The sequence below is a fragment of the Synechococcus sp. WH 8109 genome (assembly GCF_000161795.2).
Classification (GTDB): Bacteria; Cyanobacteriota; Cyanobacteriia; order PCC-6307; family Cyanobiaceae; genus Parasynechococcus.
Genome location: NZ_CP006882.1, coordinates 649,065 through 666,007 on the forward strand (window position 1 = coordinate 649,065; position 16,943 = coordinate 666,007).

Consider the following 16,943-nt stretch of genomic DNA (forward strand, 5'->3'; position numbering starts at 1 on the left):
CACTGCATCGTCATGGCTCAGCACCGCGTTGTTCTCCTGCCCGGTGATGGCATCGGCCCCGAGATCACCGCTGTTGCCCGTCAGCTGCTGGAGGTAGTGAGCCAGCGCCATGGCTTTTCACTGAGCTTTGAGGAGCAGCCCATCGGCGGCAGCGCCATCGATGCCACCGGTGAGCCGTTGCCCGCCAGCACCCTCGAAGCCTGTAAGTCAGCCGATGCGGTGTTGCTGGCCGCCATCGGCAGCCCCCGTTTCGACAGCCTTCCTCGCGAGAAACGGCCGGAAACCGGCCTGCTTGGTTTGCGCGCCGGCATGGAGCTGTTTGCCAATCTGCGGCCGGTGAAGATTGTTCCGGCCCTCATCGCTGCCAGCAGCCTCAAGTGTGAGGTCATCGAGGGGGTGGACCTGATGGTGGTGCGGGAACTCACCGGGGGGATCTATTTCGGTCAACCCAAGGGACGCATCGAGACCGAGGGAGACGAGCGCGGCTTCAACACCATGACCTACTCCGCCTCGGAGGTGGATCGGATCGCGAAGGTGGCCTTTGAGCTCGCCCAGGAGCGGCGGGGCCAGCTCTGCTCGGTGGATAAGGCCAATGTGCTTGATGTGAGCCAGCTCTGGCGGGATCGTGTTGATGTCATGGCGCCCAGCTATGGCGGTGTGGAGGTGAGCCACATGTATGTGGACAACGCGGCGATGCAACTGGTGCGTGATCCCCGCCAGTTCGATGTGCTGCTCACCGGCAACCTCTTCGGCGACATCCTCAGCGATGAGGCGGCGATGCTTACCGGCTCCATCGGCATGCTGCCCTCGGCCTCCCTTGGCAGTGAGGGTCCTGGTCTGTTTGAGCCTGTGCATGGTTCAGCCCCCGACATCGCCGGTCAGGACAAGGCCAATCCCATGGCCATGGTGCTGTCGGCCGCAATGATGCTGCGCATCGGCCTGAAACAGGCCGCGGCTGCCGATGATCTTGAGGCCGCTGTGGATGCCGTTCTGGCCAGTGGCTACCGCACCGGTGATCTGATGGCAGAAGGCTGCACCCAGCTGGGATGTCGCGCAATGGGTGAGCAATTGCTCAAAGCTCTGTGAGCCAGAGATTGGTGCAATCGGGCCCTGATCTGGCAGGATCGCCGAGCCCGTAGTCCCTGCGTCGATGTCGAAGCGTCATCCGGTTGTCGCTGTTACCGGTTCTTCCGGAGCTGGAACCAGCACCGTCAAGCGCGCCTTCGAGCACATCTTTGCGAGGGAAGGCATTACCCCTGCAGTGGTGGAAGGCGACAGCTACCACCGCTACGAGCGGATGCCCATGAAACAGGCCATGGCTGATGCCCTGGCTAAGGGTGAGAACTTCTCCCACTTCGGCCCTGAGGCCAACCTCTTCGACAAGCTCGAGGAACTGTTCCGCACCTACGGCGAAACCGGTGCTGGTCAGAAGCGCTACTACCTCCACAGCGTCGAAGAAGCGGCTGAGCACAACGCCCGTCTTGGCGTCAACCTCGAGCCGGGTCAGTTCACGCCTTGGGAAGACATCCCTTCAGGCACTGACGTGCTGTTCTACGAAGGCCTCCACGGCGGTGTGAAGGGCGAGGGCTACGACGTGGCTGCCCTGGCCGACCTGCTGGTGGGTGTGGTGCCGATCACCAACCTCGAGTGGATTCAGAAGATCCACCGCGACAACGCTGAGCGTGGTTATTCCGCTGAGGCGATCGTTGACACGATCCTGCGCCGGATGCCCGATTACATCAATCACATCTGCCCGCAGTTCAGCCAGACAGACATCAACTTCCAGAGGGTTCCCACCGTGGACACCTCCAACCCATTCATCTGCCGGAACATCCCGACCCCGGATGAAAGCTTCGTGATCATCCACTTCCGCAAGGGTGCTCGTGAGAAGTGGGGGATCGACTTCGGTTACCTGCTGAGCATGATCCACGATTCCTTCATGTCCAGCCCCACCAGCATCGTGGTGAATGGCGGCAAGATGGGCTTCGCCATGGAACTGATCCTCACTCCGATCATTCACCGCATGATCGAAGAGAAGAACAAGCTCAGCTGATCGCTTCCCCTACCAACAATCGTCTCTACAATGGGCTCATCTGAGTGATCAGGTGGGCTCTAATTCGTTGTCAACGCCCTCCTTTGAAATCCGCGGAGCCTCGGGGGTGCCCTCGTCTCCCCGCTGGGACCGCATTGACAGCCGCTCGCTGATCGCCCAGGCACGACGCATTTATTTCGCCTATCTCTCCAGCACCCCTGCGGGGCAGGAGCCTCTCGGTGTGGTGGTTGATCCGAAGGAGCCCGATGGCCGCGTGGTCTTCGAGACCCCTGTTCTTCTGCCGGACGAAGAGTTCATTGCCATCGATCTGATCCGGGGGCGCACGAGCCGTGGTCGGACGCGATGGAAGGGTTGATCCTGGCTTGGACCGGCCTGCTGGGAGCCGGCCTCGGCAGCTTTACCAACGTGGTGGCCTGGCGCTTGCCCCGCCAGGAATCGGTGGTTTTCCGGCAGCCACTGCCCAAAATTCGGCCATGCCATCCGCTGGCATGACAATCTCCCGTTGCTGGGTTGGCTGCTGCTGAGGGGCCGCTGCCGCGACTGTGATGCAGCGATCAGCTGGCGTTCCCCCGCCGTGGAGGCCCTGAGTGCCGGCCTCTGGATCTCGGCGCTGTAAGTGCGGCCTTGTGCTGGTGGGGGGGGCTGCCTGATCTCTGGCTCCCCTGGGCTGGACTTCCCCTGATTGCGCTGCTGTTGCCGCTGGTGTTGATCGATCTGGATCACCTTTGGTTGCCGGAGCCCCTGTGCCGCTGTGGAGTGGTGCTGGGCTTGCTCGTCAGCACGGCTGCTGGCATTCCTGTTCTGGCTAGCCATTTGATCGTTGCGGTGCTGGCCTTGCTGCTGTTGGAAGGTCTCAGTGCACTGGCCGAAGGGTTGTTGGGACAGCCTGCGCTGGGCCTTGGCGATGCCAAGTTGGCGGCGCTGGGTGGGGCATGGCTGGGCCACGGAGGCATCGCATCGGCGATGGCCCTTGCGGTTGTCTCGGGAGCCGTGGTCGGAAGCACCGCTCGCCTCAGTGGCTGGTTGGGCCCCAGGGAACGGTTCCCCTTCGGTCCCTTCATTGCACTGGGCATTTGGCTGGTCTGGTTGACCGGTCCGCAGTGCTGGTGGAGCACCTGGTTGATGCTGTTGGGCGCTTGATTCCCCAGCGTCTTTCACCGGGCCGGCTTTTAATGGTGTGAGCTGACGGCCCTGTGTGTCTCTGTTCGATTGGTTTGCTGATCGCCGTAAGGGTCAGTACGTCGCCAACGTCAAGCAGGAACCCGATGAAGGTGATGGGCTGTGGAGCAAATGCCCGGAGTGTGGTCAGGTCGTCTATCTCAAAGACCTGAAACTCAATGCCAGTGTTTGCGCCAACTGCGGCCATCACCACCGGATCGACAGTGCTGAACGCATCGCACTGATTGCGGACCCCGACAGCTTCCAGGTGCTGAATGCGGATCTGTCACCGGTGGATCCCCTCGGATTCAAAGACCGGCGCGCCTATGCCGACCGGCTGCGGGAAAGTCAGGCCTCGACGGGGCTGCGGGATGGTGTGGTCACCGGGCTCTGCCGGGTGGAAGGCATCCCCATGGGCCTTGCAGCGATGGACTTCCGCTTCATGGGTGGATCGATGGGCTCGGTGGTTGGGGAGAAGATCACCCGTCTGATCGAGGAGTCCACCGCCCGCAAGCTGCCTCTGCTGATCGTTTGTGCCTCCGGCGGTGCCCGGATGCAGGAGGGGATGCTCAGCCTGATGCAGATGGCGAAGATCTCCGGCGCGCTGGAACGCCACCGCGAAGCTGAGCTGCTCTACATGCCCTTGCTCACCCACCCCACCACGGGAGGTGTGACCGCCAGTTTCGCCATGCTGGGCGATCTGATCCTGGCGGAACCGAAGGCTTTGATTGGTTTTGCTGGGCGCCGGGTGATCGAGCAGACCCTGCGGGAGAAGCTGCCTGACAATTTCCAGACGGCTGAATATCTGCAGGAGCACGGCTTCGTGGACACGATCGTTCCCCGCACCCAGCTGCGCTCCACCCTGGCCAATCTCCTGCGCCTGCACGGCTGCAAACCGATGGAGCTCACCAGAGCATGATCCGAGCTGGTTGTGTTCTGATCCTGGCCTTGGTCATTTGGGTCGCTCCCGTGCTGGCGGGCCCCGTGGAATGGATTGAGGTGCCTGCCACCGACGCGGGCCAGCAGTGGTGGGACCGCGGCAGTGTGCGCATCGATCGGGACGGATACCGAACCGTGCTCAGCCGGTTCGCCCCAGCGGCCACTGAAGATGGAGATCAGCCCTCCGGCGAGCTCTATGTGATGCAGCTGGACTGCTCCCAGGAGCTGTATCGCGACAAACAGGTGAATGGTTTGCCGCGTTTTCGTGCCCAATGGCAGCCTGCCGGGGATGACGGGCTTATCACCTCCGTGATTGAGGCTGTCTGCACCGAACCCCTCTCCAGCTGAGATGTCCCCACAACCCATTGGTGTTGCTGTAGCCGGTCTCGGTTTTGGGGAGAAGGTGCACCTGCCAGCCCTTGCGGCAGCGACTGAGCTTGAGGCAGTGGCGCTTTGGCACCCGCGCCAGGAGCGCTTGGATGCCGCCACGGCCGCCCATGGTTTGAAGGGATTCAGCGACTGGGACGCTGTGCTGGCCGATCCCGCGGTGGACGCGGTGATCATCGCCACCCCCCCGGCACCCCGCTTTGACCTGGCACGCCGGGCCCTGGAGGCGGGCAAGCACCTGCTGCTGGAGAAGCCCATCGCGCTGCATGCCGATCAAGCCCGGGAGCTGCAGCGGCTGGCCCTGGCACGGGGACTGTCGGTGGCTGTGGATTACGAGTACCGAGCCGTTCCACTGTTCATGCAGGCCGCACGCCTTCTGCAGGCCGGTGCTGTAGGCACCCCCTGGTTGGTGAAGCTCGACTGGTTGATGGGCAGCCGTGCCGATCCCCAGCGCGGCTGGAACTGGTATGCCCAGGCGGATCAGGGAGGCGGCGTGATCGGAGCCCTCGCAACCCATGCCATGGACATGCTGGGCTGGCTGATCGGTCCCCTTGGGGCCGTCCAGGCCCTGAACAGCGTTTCGATCAAGCAACGCCCCCACCCCGATGGTGGTCTGGCCGCTGTGGATGCCCCCGATGTGTCGCTGCTGCAGACCGTTGCCCATTGGCAGGGCAGGCAGGATCTGAAGGTGCCGGCTCAGGTCAGCCTCAGTTCCGTATCGCGCAACGGTCGCGGGTTCTGCCTGGATGTGGTGGGGTCCTCCGGATCGCTGCTGCTCAGCAGCACTAATCAGAAGGACTACGTCCATGGCTTTGAGCTGCAGCACGCCCCGCTCGGTGAGCCCTTCCGCGCGGTGGAGCCCGATGCCGACCTCGCCTTCCCGCAAACCTGGTCGGATGGCCGCATCGCCCCTGTGGTGCGGGTGCTGGGCTGGTGGGCCGAGAGCATTCGCAGTGGGCAACCGATGCTGCCTGGACTGGCCGAGGGCGTGGCCAGTCGTGTGGCCTGCGATCAAGCAGCAGGCGGCACATTGGATCTTGCGTAACACGCGGTAAAATTGCCGGCGATTCGTCTTTGACGACCCAAACCCTCCGAGGATTTATCCATGGCGCTCGTTCCGCTTCGGCTCCTGCTCGACCACGCCGCTGAGAACGGCTACGGCATTCCTGCGTTCAACGTGAACAATCTGGAGCAGGTCCAGGCCATCATGGAAGCGGCTGACGAGACCGACAGCCCTGTGATCCTCCAGGCCTCCCGCGGCGCCCGCAGCTACGCCGGTGAGATCTTCCTGCGTCACCTGATCCTGGCCGCGACCGAGACCTATCCCCACATCCCTGTGGTGATGCACCAGGACCACGGCAACGCCCCTGACACCTGCTATTCCGCTGCCATCAACGGCTTTACCTCCGTGATGATGGACGGCTCCCTGGAAGCCGACGCCAAGACTCCCGCCAGCTACGACTACAACGTCAACGTCACCAAGCAGGTGGTGGACTTCGCCCACTCCGTGGGTGTGAGCGTTGAGGGTGAGCTGGGTTGCCTGGGCTCCCTGGAAACCGGCAAGGGTGAAGCAGAAGACGGCCACGGTTTTGAGGGCGAGCTGTCCAAGGACATGCTCCTCACCGATCCCGCAGAGGCTGCCGACTTCGTTGCCAAGACCAAGTGCGACGCCCTGGCCATCGCCATCGGTACCAGCCACGGCGCTTACAAGTTCACCCGCAAGCCCACGGGTGAAGTGCTGGCTATCAGCCGCATCGCTGAGATCCACAAAGCCATCCCCAACACCCACCTGGTGATGCACGGCTCCTCCTCCGTTCCCCAGGAGTGGCTGGAGATGATCAACAAGCACGGTGGTGCCATCCCCGAGACCTACGGCGTTCCCGTCGAGGAAATCCAGGAAGGCATTCGCAACGGTGTGCGTAAGGTGAATATCGACACCGACAATCGTCTCGCCTTCACCGCTGCTGTGCGCGAAGCTGCCATGGCCGATCCTTCCAACTTCGACCCCCGCCACTTCAACAAGCCGGCTCGCAAGTACATGAAGCAGGTCTGCCTGGACCGTTACCAGCAGTTCTGGGCTGCCGGCAACGCCAGCAAGATCCAGCAGCAGAGCATCACCTACTACGCCGGCCTCTACGCCAAGGGTGCTCTTGACCCCAAGGCTGCCGTTACTGCCTGATCCTCACGATCAATTGATCCATCCCCGGGGGCCGAAAGGCCCCTTTTTTGTGGGGCTTCTCGATCGGTGAGCAGCGTCCCTCTCCGATCAGGCCATCAGGCTGAGCAGGCCGTGCTTGCCGTTCAGTTGTGCCTGCGCTCCCAGGGGCAAGGCCTGGTTGGGCCGTCCATGGCCCAGCGGCAGATTCAGCACCAGTGGAATGCCCAGATCGCCAAGGCGTTCTTCCAAGATCTCCTCCATCGTGAAATCGTTTGGAAGGATGTCGTCTTCAGCCCAGCTGAAGCGGCCGCAGGCCACCCCCGCCAGCTGCTGCAACAGGCCTGCGCTGCGCCACTGGGTCAGCATCCGATCAACCCTGTAGGGCGCTTCGCCCACGTCTTCCAGCACCAGGATGGCCCCCTTCAGGGATGGAAGCCAGGTTGTGCCGATCAGGTGGGTCGCCACAGTCAGGTTGGTGACCACCAAGGGTCCGCGCGCGATTCCCCGCCGTCGTGGCTCGCCCAGCAGGGGCGCCACAGGACGTCCGCAGAGCAAGTCCACCGTGCGTTGCCATTGCGCCTCTGTGCCGCCGCTGGATCCATGGATGGCCCCCGGCAGGCCAGCGGCCCACTGGGCCAGTAGCAGGCAGCTGGTGTCGGAGAACCCCAGGCTCCATTTGGGATGGCGCGGAAAACGAAAACCGGCTTCGAGAACGCGGGCGGCCCCCCAGCCCCCGCCAAGGGTCACCACGGCATCCACCGTTGGATCGTTCCAGGCTGATCTCAGGTCCTCAACCCGTTCCTGGTCGGTTCCCGAGAAGTAGTGCCATTGACGGGTGACGGCTGCGGGAATCTCCAGATGCCACTGCTGTTGATCACAGCGTTCGCGCAAGGTTTCGAGATCCGTGTCCGGATCCATCCAGGTGCCGGGGTTCACGGCGCGGATGCGTGATCCAGGCTTCAAGGGTTTCAGCCTGCGCTGGGCCGCCATGGCCCTGGAGGAGAGCAGGGCCGTGATGATCGTGGATGCCCCTGAAATCAGCAGCGTCCGGCGGGTTGGCATCAGCCCAGCAGGGCTTCCAGCATGCGGCGGCCGTCGGTTCCTCCCGTGGCCGGATCACAGGCCCGCTCGGGGTGGGGCATCAGGCCCAGAACGCTGCCGCTTGCATTGGTGATGCCTGCGATGTTGGACAGCGACCCGTTGGGGTTGTTGCCGTAGCTCAGGGCGATGGCGTCGTCGTCCTGAAGCTGCTTGAGCGTGTCATCGCTGCACTGGTAGCGGCCTTCACCGTGGGCGATCGGCAGGGTCAGGGCCCCGTCGTTGTACCCCTGCATCCAGGCCGTGCGCTGGCTCACCACCTTGAGGGGTGCGTCTTCACAGATGAAGTGCAGATCCCGGTTCCGGGTGAGGGCACCGGGGAGCAGGCCCAGTTCTGTAAGCACCTGAAATCCGTTGCAGATGCCTAGCACTCGACCGCCCTTGGCTGCAAAGTCGATCAAGGACTGCAGAGCTGGTGCGAAGCGGGCAATTGCGCCGCAACGCAGGTAGTCGCCGTAGCTGAAACCGCCCGGCAGAACGATGGCGTCAAAGCCGCTGAGGTCGGTTTCCTCATGCCAGACCCGACGCGTGCTCATTCCAAGGCAACCCTCGGTTGCCCATTGCACATCCCGGTCGCAGTTGGAGCCGGGAAAAACGATGACCCCGATGCTCATGACTGCTCCAGCTCCAGGCTCCAGTCTTCGATCACCGGGTTGGCCAGCAAGCGATCACTGAGCAATTCCAACCTGCGGCGGGCCTCGGCCTCATCAGGAGCCTCCAGCTCCATTTCCACGGCTTTACCGATCCGCAGCTTGCTGAGGCCTTCCACCCCAAGTCGTTCAGCTGCACCACGCGCGGCTTCTCCGGCTGGATCGAGTACGGAGGGGCGCAGACGCACAAGGACGCGGGCTTGAAAACGCGGCACGATCAGCAACTGGTCTGATCAAATCCTGACAGACACCAAACCCTGAAGAGATCCGGTGCGCCTCAATGGCGTGACCATCGCCCGGCCCCATGGTGAAAAGGAGGCCTGTCGCCACCGTGCTGCCAAGTCAGTGACTGTGTTTCGCATTCAGATCTGGACCGCTGTTCTGCTGCTGATTGGCAGCTCTGCAGATAGGAAGCTCAGCAGCAGCGGCTTCGATGCGTTGCAGGATCGCGCAGCAGGCCTGGAGTCCCTGTCGGATGGTGGCCTCCAGTCCTAGAGATCGCTGGGTGTTGACCTGGAATCAGCAGCGCGTCGAATTTGTCCATGACGTCAGCGGCCAGATGATGATGCGGGTTGGTGAGGGCGAGGACTGGCGGGAGGTGCAACCCTTCTGGACGGCGGACCACAGCGTCTGTTGGGGTTCTGTTTGTGCCACGGGTGACGTTCCATTGGAGTGAAATCGGGGTGATAGATCTGAATTGAGGGCAGATACCCAATGGCAGTTTTTTCTCTCCCTTGTTCCAGCTGTGGAACACCCGTTGAGATCCCTGGTCGTTACGGCTTCAAGTTGAAGAGTGCAGGCGTCACCAACACGGTGTGCACCCGCTGCCGGCAGGGGGCATTTCTGGCGTCACGACGCGACAACATCTCCGGCCAGATCGCCCTTGCTCCTAGTCCTGATCGTCGTCGCCTGATTCCCTTCACCGCCGCTGTGGCGGCCTTGGCCCTGTTGATCGGTGGTGCTGTTTGGCGCTCTGCTGTGCCGACAGCTCAGGAGGCTTTGCCGGCGAGTGAATCTCCCTCCAAGTAGAGCGTCCTGCTCGGGAAGGCAAAGTCGATTCCTTTTTGGGCGAAGGCCTCCATGATTCCGAGGTTGATGGCTTGCTGTTCGTTCAGAGCGACCGTGAAATCTCGAGTATCGATGTAATAAACCAGTTCAAAATTCAAGCTTGAATCAGCAAATTCGGTGAAGTGGCAGCGGTTGAAGGTGCTGTGGGCCTGAGCGTCGATCACGGCCTGAACCATCGTCGGGATTGCCTTCATCTGCTCGACCGATGTGCTGTAAGTCACGCCAATCGAATAGATCATCCGGCGTTGCGCCATTTCAGCGAAGTTGAGGATGGTGGATCCTGTAAGGGATGAGTTGCTCATCACCACTTGTTCGCCGCGCAGGCTGCGCAGATGGGTGGAGCGAACACCGATGCGTTCTACCGTTGCTGAGGTGGAGCCCACTGTGATGAATTGCCCAACGGTGAAAGGCTTGTCCAGAAGAATCATCAGGTAGGCGAACAATTCCTGGGCCGGTTCTTTCAGGGCCAAGCCAATGCCGATGCCGCCGGCACTGAGCAAACCCCAGATCACCGTCATCTTCACGCCCAGGCTCTGCAGTAGCACCAAGGAGCCGATAGCCCACACCACGGTTTTCAGCAGCGGGAGCAGGCTTTCGAGGAGTTGTTGAAGATCATCCGCGCTTGCACGGCGCACCAAGCTGAAAAGGAATCGCGCTCCGATTCGGTTGACCAACCGAATCAGAATGATCGTGCCAACAACGCGCAGCGATGTGTCGTAGGCCCTTGCAATGTTGTTGGGCAAGCCCAAATCGTCCTGAGCAAGGAAAAGGGTGACCACTAAGCCGAAAGGCACCACCGAAGCGGCGAAGGCGTTGAGCACAAAGTCGTCGAAGTCGGTTTTGCTTCGCTTCGTGAACCGAGGAAAAACTGTCTTGCACAGGAACGACAGGGTCAGGGTGATGGCTGAACCGATCAGTAGCTTCGCTATGAAATCAGTCAGATCCATCGCTCACACCGGAGATACCGCGTGATTGTCGGTGGCCTTCCAGAAGCTGGCAAGCGAGGTGGGTCTTAAGCGCGCTGAAACACCAAAATCAGATTGTTGGCGGGCATGGAGACCACGTTTTCGGTTTTGAAGCCAGCCTTGGCGGCGATGGCTGTCACTTGATTCAGCTCCCTCAACCCCCATTGGTGGTTGCGTTCCCTTAGGGATTGGTCGAAGGCGGCATTGCTTGCACTCGTGTGAGCACCATTGCGCCTGAATGGGCCATAAATGATGAAGGGGGTGCCGTTGGGCAGCAACAGGGCGGATTCCTCGAGCACGGCATCCGTGCAGCAGGCTGGACTGATGTGCAGCAGGTTGATGCAAACAACAGCCTTCACGGCCCCTTGGAGGTTCTGGGGCAGGGGCCAGGGGCGGTGTTCAACATCTAGGTTGAGGGCTGCTGGCATCACCTGGCTCAGACCCTGGTGCTGGATCCAGGCGTTGATGCTGGCGCGATGGTCAGGATTCGGATCGCTGGCCTGCCAGCGCAGATGGGGAAAGCGCTGCTGAAAGTAGACGGCGTGCTCACCACTGCCGCTGGCCAGTTCCAGCACGGTTCCTGAGGCAGGCAACAGTTGCTTCAGCAGATCTCCTATCGGGCCGCGGTTCCGTTCCGTGGCCGGGAAGAAAAGCCGTTGGTCCATCGTCAGCTCGGGCAGTGGGTAGCGCTCTTGCTGCAGTGTCGGCGCAGTTCGGCCAGCCAGGCTTCCAGTGCTGCCAGGGCATCCGGTTGCAGGCGGTAGTAGATCCAGCGGCCGTTCTGCCGATCCGTCAGCAGCCCCGCCTCTCGCAGCACCCTGAGATGGAACGAGAGCTTCGACTGGGAGAGGTTGAGATCACCGGTGAGGTCACAGACGCATCGTTCGCCCTGCGCCAGCGCATGGATCACGTCGAGACGGATCGGTTCGGCCAGTGCTTTGAGCAGTTGCCTCGACTGCTCCCTGTTCAGGGTGTTCTGGATCACAAGAGCAGCGTCCCCCGTTCTGTTTGGATCAACATAATTTGATTAATTAAGGGAGCTGGCATGCGGATCGGCATCAATGGCTTTGGACGGATTGGTCGCCTGGTGTTCCGGGCCCTCTGGGGACGGCCTGGTATCGAACTGGTGCATGTCAATGATCCCGCTGGCGATGCAGCAACGGCGGCCCACCTGCTGGAGTTCGATTCTGTGCATGGTCGCTGGGATCGAGGAATCAGCAGCAGTGCTAATGGATTCAGCGTGGAGGGATCCGCACTCACCTGGTCCAGCGAGAAAGACCCCGCCGCCGTGCCCTGGAGCGATCGGGGGGTGGAGATGGTGCTTGAAGCAAGCGGCAAGATCAAAACCCCGGAGACGCTCAATCCCTATCTCGATCAGCTGGGCCTCAAACGGGTAGTGGTGGCCTGTCCCGTGAAGGGTGTGGTTGGCGGTGAGGACGCGCTCAACATCGTTTATGGGATTAATCACCACCTCTATGAACCGGCGCGCCACAAGTTGGTGACGGCCGCCTCCTGCACCACCAACTGCCTGGCGCCTGTGGTGAAGGTGGTGCACGAGAGCTTCGGCATCGAGCACGGCCTGATCACCACCATTCACGACATGACAAACACCCAGGTGCCGATCGATTCCTTCAAAAGCGACTTGCGCCGGGCGCGCTCCGGGCTCACCTCACTCATCCCCACCACCACCGGCTCGGCCAAGGCGATCGCGATGATCTTCCCTGAGCTGAAGGGCAAGCTCAACGGTCATGCCGTTCGTGTTCCCCTGCTGAATGGATCGCTCACCGATGCGGTGTTCGAGCTCAAGCAGAGCGTCACGGTGGAGCAGGTGAATGCTGCGTTCAAAGCTGCTGCGGAAGGACCTCTGAAGGGAATCCTGGGTTACGAGGAACGCCCGTTGGTGTCCTGCGATTACACCAACGACAACCGCAGCTCGATTGTCGATGCCCTCTCGACGATGGTTGTCGATGGCAACCAGCTGAAGGTGTTTGCCTGGTACGACAACGAATGGGGCTACAGCTGCCGCATGGCCGATCTCACCTGCCACGTGGTTGGGCTGGACGCATGACGCTTTCCCCTCTGCATCAGTACGGCATCGTCACCGCCAACTACTGGGCCTTCACGCTCACCGATGGGGCCCTGCGGATGTTGGTGGTGTTCCACTTCCATCAACTCGGCTACACCACCCTCGAGATCGCGTTCCTGTTTCTCTTTTATGAGTTGTTTGGGGTGCTCACCAACCTGTACGGCGGTTGGATCGGTGCCCGCTACGGGCTTCGGCTCACCCTCTGGGTGGGGACGCTGCTGCAGATTGTTGCGTTGTTGATGCTGATGCCCGTCGCCGCCAGTTGGCCGAAACTGTTGAGCGTGATCTATGTGATGACCGCCCAAGCCATTAGCGGTATTGCCAAAGATCTCAACAAGATGAGCGCCAAGAGCGCCATCAAGACGGTGGTATCGGAAACTCCGGAGGATCAGCAGCAGGGGCAGCAGCAGCTGTTCAAGTGGGTGGCGATCCTCACGGGCTCTAAGAACGCCCTCAAGGGTGTGGGTTTCTTTCTTGGTGGGGTGCTGCTCACCGCCTTTGGCTTCAATGCTGCCGTGGGCTGGATGGCGGCAGGTCTTGCCCTGGCCTTCCTGCTCACGCTGGTGCTGCCCAGGGAGATCGGAAAGATGAAGGCCAAGCCGGCCCTCTCGTCGCTGTTCTCCAAATCCCAGGGCATCAACGTGCTGTCGCTGGCGCGCTTCTTTTTGTTTGGTGCCAGGGATGTTTGGTTCGTCGTGGCCTTGCCCGTGTTCCTTGAGGCCTCCCTGGGCTGGAGTTTCTGGGAGATCGGTGGCTTCCTGGGGCTATGGGTGATTGGCTACGGCATCGTTCAGGGATCAGCGCCTGTTCTGAGACGGCTCTGGGGGCAGACCACATCCCCGGGAGCATCTGCTGTGCAGTTCTGGAGTGCTCTGCTCACCGCCATTCCCTCCCTGATCGCGGTGGCGCTGTGGCGCCAGGTGGATGTGGCGGTCGCCATCACCGCAGGCCTTGCCGCCTTTGGGGTGGTGTTCGCGATGAATTCGTCGATCCACTCCTTCATGGTGCTGGCTTACACCGATGCGGAGAGCGTCAGCCTCAATGTGGGCTTCTATTACATGGCCAACGCTGCCGGACGGTTGGTGGGCACGTTGCTGTCGGGGGCAGTGTTCATGCTCGGCCGAACCGAATCCGCGGGCATGCAGGCTTGTCTCTGGGCTTCATCCCTGCTGGTGTTGTTGTCGTGGTTCAGCAGCCTCAGACTGCCGGTTGGGGCCAAACTCTGAATTTCTGCTGAATATCGCCGCGTTGGTATGGATTCAGACACCCTCGAGCCAAGATTTTCTGCTGAATGGATGAAATCGATTGTGATTCCATGCGTGACGAGCCTGGCAGCCCCGATTGTCGTTTGGTGATCGATGCCAAGCGATCCCTGGAGGATGTGCTGCGTTTGATCTCTGACCTGCCCCATACCGACCACATGCGCCGGCAGCTTTTGTCGGTGTACAACCAGCTGGAGGGCATGCACGACCTGAAACGCAGTGGTGGCGCCAATGTGTCGTTTCGTTCCGCCGATTGGAGTTCTTCGGCGAAGTGATTGGGTTGACACCGATAAGGTCAGGTGTCGCCTTTCGCTGTCTTGAGAGATGTTTGAAAACGACCGACGTCCGGCTTGGCTGAACTGGGTCTTCCTCGGGATGTTCCTTTGGTCGTCGTGGCAGCTATTTGGTTTTTGGTCCCAGCGGCTGAGTGGTTGAAGGTCTTTAGACCAACACGCCTGTCAGACGCAGCGTTCCCCACAGGTCGAAGACGCAGAAAATCAGTCCGATCACGATGATGTCCCAAGCTTTGTGGCGGATGGCCCAGGGGGCAAGGAACAACTCCGCAATCCCATGCAGTGCCGTTCCAATGGTGATGTGCTCTAGCACCAGCAGGCCATGGGCCACCAGGAACAGTGCGCTGGCGATACACCGCATTAGGACTTGCCAGGAACCGAGCAAAGTCTGCAGAACTTGATGGTCGACCACCTTAAAGCGTGCTGCTGTCTGGACTCAAGCCAAGCAAGGTTATTTTTACGTGTCGGCTATCTTTTTATTGAGGGAATGAACGTCAAAATAATCATTATTTTTGTATGAAAAAGGGTTGCTTGATTGAAGCAGCCAAAGTCAAGAGTTGATCTGAAGTCTTGCTTTTTCCTTTTTTTGGAGTGGTTTCTTAGCCCTTGTAGGGGTAGTTGTTGGGTACAAAGAATTGCTCGTCGAGGGGAGGCCGTTTGTAGCTTCCTTGCTTCGGGTGCTTCGGCATCTTGATGGGTGGCGGTGTCATGTCTTCATAGGGCACCCTGCTGAGAATGTGGCGCAGGCAATTCAAGCGCTCGCTGTCGCCCCCTCAGCGCCTGCCTTGAGTGGGTGGAGAGACCACCAGGCGGATGATACGAATCAACCTCCAGAGCGCACCAAGCAAGAGGATGCCCGCTAGGAGCGCTATGGCAGCGATTAGCACGATGGCGGCGAGCCCGAGCATGGCTTCCAGCAGTTGCTGAACGCCGCCAATCAGGTCATCAATGGCCTTGCTCAGCAGCAGCATGATGTCCACCTGCTGGGGCAGCTGACTCAGCAGTAAAGCGATCCCTGCGGCAGCAGCCAGCATCAGCGCGACGAACGTCAATTGACGCAGGACGGAGCCATAGGGGAAGCGACGACGGGGGCGGAAGACCCGTCGTTGATCTCGTTTGCTGCTCCGGCGCGCCTTCCTCATGGCATCGGTGTGATCAGGGTGCCGTTACTGCGGCGATTCTGAAGCGTGTTTCCTGAACGTCAACGGTCGGACTGAGTTTCAGTCTTGTCCACTGGTGCCGCTGCCGGCGATGTCTCCTTGGTCTCCTGAGGCAGAGGAACAAGCCATGCGGCGGAGATGCTGCACGCCAGAGCAACCCCAGCCAGAAGGGGTGGTCCCAGGCGTTTCTGCAGAGGAATGCGATCGACGATCTCATGACGCTTCAAAGGGCGGTCCTCGGGGAACGTCCAGGTCAGCTTGACCCGGTTGTCGAGCCGCAAGCGATCGAGGCAACGCACCAGATCGGCCAGTTCGGCGTCATCGAGCTTGAGCTGCAACGGCTCAACGCCCTCTCGGCTGCTGCGCAGTTCCAGCCGATGGTTGGACTGATCCGGCGCGATGCTCACAAAACCGCTTTCCTGACCAAACCTGCGTTGCACGCCGGACAAGCGATGTCTGGCGTAGGGCATCACCGCTGCCATCAGAGCCTCGAGATGATCTCGGGTTCCTTCCAGTTCCGGTGCTCCGATCAATTGCAGCCGCCAGGACGACAGGATGCCGATCGCCTCATTGGACTGTCCGGCGGAGAGGTCGGGAAAGCCTTCCACCACCAGCCGTGCTGCGGTCTGTTCGTATTGGTACGTTGTTTTCAACATGGTCGGCCTAGGGCGTGGGGTCGAGCAGGGTTGCGCGGAGTCGATCGATGCCACCTGGGCCTGCGCAGAACGCCAGGGTGCTGATCAGCTGACGGTGCACAGGGCCCGCCGGCTCCATGGTGAGCAGACGAACAACGGCTTCCCGGCGCTGATTCATCCGCTCTTCGATGAGGTCCCGCAGGCGCTCATGGAACAACTGCCAACGTTGTTGGGTGAGCTGTTCCGGTTCGCGGCTCGAGAGGAGTTGGTGGAGCATGGGGTAGAGCCGATTTGCCATGGCACACACCAGACAGATCAGGGATTCGGCGTCCACCGGGTCGAGCTGGTCCCGCCGTGTGGTGCGCCGAAGCGGGTTATGACAGCGCCGCTTCCAGAGTTCAACCCGGTTGGGGAATTGCGCTTGGAGGCCCATCTGCTGGCTGGTCCAGACCATCGCCTCGCCACCATTGAGATCCAAAGCCTCAATGGTCAGTAGCAACAGGTCGAGACGCTCAACGCCCCGCCGGCTGAGACGCGCGCCGTCTGTGGGTGCGCTGGGGGCCGGAGCTTCAGTCATGGCTGCGATGACAATGAAGTCAGTCGGAGACAGGATGTCTCGAGGGTTTTACGACTCTCTCGCAGTTCTCTGTCGCAGAACGCTCGCAGTACTGATGCCATGGGCAGACCGAAGAAGCCAATACAGAGAAGGTCGAACGGAGTGTATTGCGTTCAGCTGCACCTGGATGGCAGGCGTGTGATGCGTTCTTTGCAGACCGAAGACATTGATGTCGCTCACCTCCGAGCAGGCCAAGCAATGGCAGAACTCGAGGCTGAGCACAAGGCCCGGCAGCAAGGCGCGACCAGGTGGAGAGAATCCAAGGAGTTCGCGCACCTGCTTGATCTGGCGGATGTTGTCGACATCCCAACTACCGCAGAGGGATACACGGGCCAGCAGGAGCGAGACGAGGCGACAGGGATTACTTGGACCAGAACTCCATGCACTTGCTAAGGCGCTCTACGAGAGGCAGGTT

At 60.9% G+C, this 16,943-nt stretch carries 26 protein-coding genes and 1 pseudogene; 16 read left to right on the forward strand and 11 right to left on the reverse strand.

Going from position 1 to position 16,943, the window contains the following annotated elements:
- The first annotated feature begins 12 nt into the window (after positions 1-12).
- The 10 genes from leuB to fba all read left to right on the forward strand — a co-directional run bounded on the left by leuB (position 13) and on the right by fba (position 6,716).
- Positions 13-1,086, forward strand: coding sequence for a 3-isopropylmalate dehydrogenase (gene leuB / locus Syncc8109_RS03495; protein ID WP_006851714.1), 1,074 nt, complete (start codon positions 13-15; stop codon positions 1,084-1,086).
- 64 nt (positions 1,087-1,150) lie between these two features.
- A complete protein-coding gene (locus Syncc8109_RS03500; protein ID WP_006851954.1) occupies positions 1,151-2,053 on the forward strand; it encodes a phosphoribulokinase in 903 nt (300 codons plus the stop codon).
- A gap of 67 nt (positions 2,054-2,120) precedes the next feature.
- The gene (locus Syncc8109_RS03505; protein WP_025362170.1) at positions 2,121-2,408 is read left to right on the forward strand and encodes a hypothetical protein; all 288 of its coding nucleotides are present in this window, start codon (positions 2,121-2,123) and stop codon (positions 2,406-2,408) included.
- A complete protein-coding gene (locus tag Syncc8109_RS12800; protein WP_006852001.1) occupies positions 2,396-2,545 on the forward strand; it encodes a prepilin peptidase in 150 nt (49 codons plus the stop codon). The genes Syncc8109_RS03505 and Syncc8109_RS12800 overlap by 13 nt, the downstream gene beginning before the upstream one ends.
- On the forward strand, positions 2,532-2,669 hold the full coding sequence (locus Syncc8109_RS12805) for a prepilin peptidase (protein WP_232202485.1): 138 nt from the start codon (positions 2,532-2,534) through the stop codon (positions 2,667-2,669). The genes Syncc8109_RS12800 and Syncc8109_RS12805 overlap by 14 nt, the downstream gene beginning before the upstream one ends.
- Before the next feature lie 8 nt (positions 2,670-2,677).
- A complete protein-coding gene (locus tag Syncc8109_RS12810) occupies positions 2,678-3,193 on the forward strand; it encodes an A24 family peptidase (RefSeq protein ID WP_006852036.1) in 516 nt (171 codons plus the stop codon).
- A 55-nt stretch (positions 3,194-3,248) separates the two neighbouring features.
- Entirely contained in the window at positions 3,249-4,130 is an 882-nt protein-coding gene (gene accD, locus Syncc8109_RS03515) for an acetyl-CoA carboxylase, carboxyltransferase subunit beta (RefSeq protein ID WP_006851199.1), read from the forward strand.
- Positions 4,127-4,498 (forward strand): hypothetical protein, encoded by a 372-nt coding sequence (locus Syncc8109_RS03520; RefSeq protein ID WP_006850644.1) that lies wholly within the window; start codon positions 4,127-4,129, stop codon positions 4,496-4,498. Before accD ends, Syncc8109_RS03520 begins: the two co-directional genes overlap by 4 nt.
- Before the next feature lies 1 nt (position 4,499).
- A complete protein-coding gene (locus Syncc8109_RS03525) occupies positions 4,500-5,582 on the forward strand; it encodes a Gfo/Idh/MocA family protein (RefSeq protein WP_006850704.1) in 1,083 nt (360 codons plus the stop codon).
- A 60-nt stretch (positions 5,583-5,642) separates the two neighbouring features.
- Positions 5,643-6,716, forward strand: coding sequence for a class II fructose-bisphosphate aldolase (gene fba, locus Syncc8109_RS03530; protein ID WP_006851756.1), 1,074 nt, complete (start codon positions 5,643-5,645; stop codon positions 6,714-6,716).
- Positions 6,717-6,803: 87 nt separating this feature from the next.
- On the opposite strand, the gene Syncc8109_RS03535 is transcribed toward fba, so the two are convergent.
- Genes Syncc8109_RS03535 through purS form a run of 3 tightly spaced genes read right to left on the reverse strand, consistent with a single transcriptional unit; the run spans position 6,804 to position 8,658 of the window.
- Positions 6,804-7,757, reverse strand: coding sequence for an LD-carboxypeptidase (locus Syncc8109_RS03535; protein WP_006851184.1), 954 nt, complete (start codon positions 7,755-7,757; stop codon positions 6,804-6,806).
- Positions 7,757-8,407, reverse strand: coding sequence for a phosphoribosylformylglycinamidine synthase subunit PurQ (purQ, locus tag Syncc8109_RS03540; protein WP_006850239.1), 651 nt, complete (start codon positions 8,405-8,407; stop codon positions 7,757-7,759). The genes Syncc8109_RS03535 and purQ overlap by 1 nt, the downstream gene beginning before the upstream one ends.
- On the reverse strand, positions 8,404-8,658 hold the full coding sequence (purS, locus tag Syncc8109_RS03545; RefSeq protein ID WP_011364806.1) for a phosphoribosylformylglycinamidine synthase subunit PurS: 255 nt from the start codon (positions 8,656-8,658) through the stop codon (positions 8,404-8,406). The genes purQ and purS overlap by 4 nt, the downstream gene beginning before the upstream one ends.
- 70 nt (positions 8,659-8,728) lie before the next feature.
- Between purS and Syncc8109_RS03550 the strand changes: the two genes are divergently transcribed.
- From Syncc8109_RS03550 to Syncc8109_RS03560, 3 genes are read left to right on the forward strand one after another with little or no spacing between them, the layout of a single operon-like run.
- Positions 8,729-8,938 (forward strand): hypothetical protein, encoded by a 210-nt coding sequence (locus Syncc8109_RS03550; protein WP_156915479.1) that lies wholly within the window; start codon positions 8,729-8,731, stop codon positions 8,936-8,938.
- Positions 8,919-9,119, forward strand: coding sequence for a hypothetical protein (locus Syncc8109_RS03555; protein WP_025362172.1), 201 nt, complete (start codon positions 8,919-8,921; stop codon positions 9,117-9,119). The genes Syncc8109_RS03550 and Syncc8109_RS03555 overlap by 20 nt, the downstream gene beginning before the upstream one ends.
- A gap of 38 nt (positions 9,120-9,157) precedes the next feature.
- Positions 9,158-9,472, forward strand: coding sequence for a hypothetical protein (locus Syncc8109_RS03560; protein WP_006850996.1), 315 nt, complete (start codon positions 9,158-9,160; stop codon positions 9,470-9,472).
- On the opposite strand, the gene Syncc8109_RS03565 is transcribed toward Syncc8109_RS03560, so the two are convergent.
- From Syncc8109_RS03565 to Syncc8109_RS03575, 3 genes are all read right to left on the reverse strand, one after another.
- On the reverse strand, positions 9,433-10,458 hold the full coding sequence (locus tag Syncc8109_RS03565) for a mechanosensitive ion channel family protein (RefSeq protein WP_006851554.1): 1,026 nt from the start codon (positions 10,456-10,458) through the stop codon (positions 9,433-9,435). The genes Syncc8109_RS03560 and Syncc8109_RS03565 overlap by 40 nt on opposite strands.
- A gap of 65 nt (positions 10,459-10,523) precedes the next feature.
- A complete protein-coding gene (locus tag Syncc8109_RS03570; protein WP_006850388.1) occupies positions 10,524-11,141 on the reverse strand; it encodes a DUF938 domain-containing protein in 618 nt (205 codons plus the stop codon).
- Positions 11,142-11,143: 2 nt separating this feature from the next.
- Positions 11,144-11,461, reverse strand: a complete 318-nt coding sequence (locus tag Syncc8109_RS03575) for a metalloregulator ArsR/SmtB family transcription factor (RefSeq protein ID WP_006849753.1) — start codon at positions 11,459-11,461, stop codon at positions 11,144-11,146.
- A gap of 60 nt (positions 11,462-11,521) precedes the next feature.
- Here Syncc8109_RS03575 and Syncc8109_RS03580 point away from each other — a divergent pair, with 60 nt between their 5' ends.
- The 3 genes from Syncc8109_RS03580 (at position 11,522) to Syncc8109_RS03590 (ending at position 14,099) form a co-directional block, all read left to right on the forward strand.
- Entirely contained in the window at positions 11,522-12,544 is a 1,023-nt protein-coding gene (locus Syncc8109_RS03580) for an ArsJ-associated glyceraldehyde-3-phosphate dehydrogenase (RefSeq protein ID WP_006851641.1), read from the forward strand.
- A complete protein-coding gene (gene arsJ / locus Syncc8109_RS03585) occupies positions 12,541-13,788 on the forward strand; it encodes an organoarsenical effux MFS transporter ArsJ (protein WP_006850886.1) in 1,248 nt (415 codons plus the stop codon). The genes Syncc8109_RS03580 and arsJ overlap by 4 nt, the downstream gene beginning before the upstream one ends.
- 89 nt (positions 13,789-13,877) lie before the next feature.
- Positions 13,878-14,099, forward strand: a complete 222-nt coding sequence (locus Syncc8109_RS03590) for a hypothetical protein (RefSeq protein WP_025362173.1) — start codon at positions 13,878-13,880, stop codon at positions 14,097-14,099.
- A gap of 166 nt (positions 14,100-14,265) precedes the next feature.
- Here Syncc8109_RS03590 and Syncc8109_RS03595 read toward each other — a convergent pair whose 3' ends face one another.
- From Syncc8109_RS03595 to Syncc8109_RS03610, 5 genes and pseudogenes are all read right to left on the reverse strand, one after another.
- On the reverse strand, positions 14,266-14,478 hold the full coding sequence (locus Syncc8109_RS03595) for a hypothetical protein (RefSeq protein ID WP_011364797.1): 213 nt from the start codon (positions 14,476-14,478) through the stop codon (positions 14,266-14,268).
- Positions 14,479-14,716: 238 nt separating this feature from the next.
- Positions 14,717-14,875, reverse strand: a pseudogene (locus tag Syncc8109_RS12815) (polyphosphate kinase 2); the annotation flags it as partial.
- A 15-nt stretch (positions 14,876-14,890) separates the two neighbouring features.
- Positions 14,891-15,259: a hypothetical protein gene (locus tag Syncc8109_RS03600; RefSeq protein ID WP_006851443.1), complete on the reverse strand. Its 369-nt coding sequence runs from the start codon at positions 15,257-15,259 to the stop codon at positions 14,891-14,893.
- Positions 15,260-15,318: 59 nt separating this feature from the next.
- Complete coding sequence (locus tag Syncc8109_RS03605; protein WP_006850484.1) at positions 15,319-15,933, reverse strand: DUF4335 domain-containing protein; 615 nt, start codon at positions 15,931-15,933, stop codon at positions 15,319-15,321.
- 7 nt (positions 15,934-15,940) lie between these two features.
- Complete coding sequence (locus Syncc8109_RS03610) at positions 15,941-16,489, reverse strand: DUF3038 domain-containing protein (protein WP_025362175.1); 549 nt, start codon at positions 16,487-16,489, stop codon at positions 15,941-15,943.
- Positions 16,490-16,943: the final 454 nt, after the last annotated feature.